The following is a 1,302-nucleotide window of genomic DNA, read 5'->3' as shown; positions in this document are numbered from 1 at the left end:
AGAAGATAAAGGAGAAGGATGTTATTTCGCCATCATTGATAACCAATCCTCAGTACGAGATAAGGCTATTGATGATCTGATTCGCCCTTCGTGGCCAGCGGTTCACGATACTGATGATGTTCTTAAGGCTAAAATTGCAAAAGTCAGGCAGCAGATAGCCCCGAAAGTCATCATGGTCATGCCTGATAACTGTACGAATAAACAACAGCAAGCCGCGCTGGCGGCTAAACGCTCGGAAAACGATCGGGAACTGCAGCAATGGGTGGCACAGCAGAGCCTGGCTGAGCTGTGTCGCCGTACCGGTAATTGTTGAGGCAATCCCTTGGGAAGAAAGGAATAGAAAAGTGAGTAAGGATTATCATAAGGTTACAGTAGTATTGATTCTGGGACTGTCTGCGCTGCTCTCCGGCTGTGATAACAAAGACAATGCCGAAGTGAAAGCCATTGCCGGGTTTAAAGACCTGACGGCACCCCGCTTTACCGATGTAGTATCAACACAAGCGGACATTGATAATCAGTGGGTGAAGAAAGACGCTTTTGGAACGCCGCAATACACGGTGATTAAAACCCGCAAATCGCCGGAAGGATGTAAGGCAGGGAATTATTACTATCTTGCCGATATGCGAGAAAAGACGGTTCAGCCGCTGATGGCATCTCTGTGTCTCGCAGACAACATCACCCTGAGCTTTCGCGAGGAAACCGACCGCTATACCAGTGAGAAATATGTCGTCTATTCTCACGACGGCAAGGAAATGGGCAAAGTTTATTTGCCTCAAAATCAGGAGCGCCACCAATGAGCCAATTTGCTAAAGTTTTACCTGTCATCGCCGGTTTAATGCTGTGCCATCTGTCATCCGCTTATGCGGATGAACAACGCTATATCAGCATCCGCAACACCGATACAATTTGGACTCCCGGTAATATCTGTGTATATCAGTTCCGCCTGGATAATGGCGACAGCGGTGTGGGATTCGGCCAACTGGCTGTTTCACTGCGGTTGAAAGACAACGCTGGCAACACGCTGGCGATGGGCACAATGGAAGTCGCCCCCTTTGGTGACAGCAATGCGACCCGCTCTCAGGAAGCATTTCTGGAACATGAATGTGTCGAAAACGTCAGTGCTGTTGAAATCATGAAGGCAACTGAAGAGCGCAGCGGCTATAAGTCTGACCTGCCACTGTCTGTATTCGACCCACAATATTACCAGCCACTGCCGATTTCGGTTGTCGGAAACAAGCCATTGTAATCTGGTTCAGGCTCGTATTTGCCAGACCTCTGCCCTCACGCAACACCGCCACTACA

2 protein-coding genes and 1 pseudogene are annotated in these 1,302 nt (G+C 49.1%); all 3 read left to right on the top strand.

Features of this window, described 5'->3' with window-relative positions:
• Positions 1-313 (top strand): annotated as a pseudogene (locus AC971_RS24935) (hypothetical protein); the annotation flags it as partial.
• A 31-nt stretch (positions 314-344) separates the two neighbouring features.
• Positions 345-797, top strand: a complete 453-nt coding sequence (locus tag AC971_RS21470; protein WP_025382926.1) for a YfjS/YafY family lipoprotein — start codon at positions 345-347, stop codon at positions 795-797.
• Positions 794-1,246: an IrmA family protein gene (locus AC971_RS21465; protein WP_025382927.1), complete on the top strand. Its 453-nt coding sequence runs from the start codon at positions 794-796 to the stop codon at positions 1,244-1,246. The genes AC971_RS21470 and AC971_RS21465 overlap by 4 nt, the downstream gene beginning before the upstream one ends.
• Positions 1,247-1,302 lie beyond the last annotated feature (56 nt).

The sequence above is a fragment of the Yersinia similis genome (genome assembly GCF_001053095.1).
Taxonomy (GTDB): domain Bacteria; phylum Pseudomonadota; class Gammaproteobacteria; order Enterobacterales; family Enterobacteriaceae; genus Yersinia; species Yersinia similis.
The sequence above is the reverse complement of the archived record's forward strand: the minus strand, read 5'-3'. Positions and strand labels throughout refer to the sequence as shown.

What these genes read in the sequence shown, in the direction of transcription:
- AC971_RS21465 (WP_025382927.1), top strand. Translation starts at nt 794, where the DNA reads ATGAGCCAATTTGCTAAAGTTTTACCTGTCATCGCCGGTTTAATGCTG.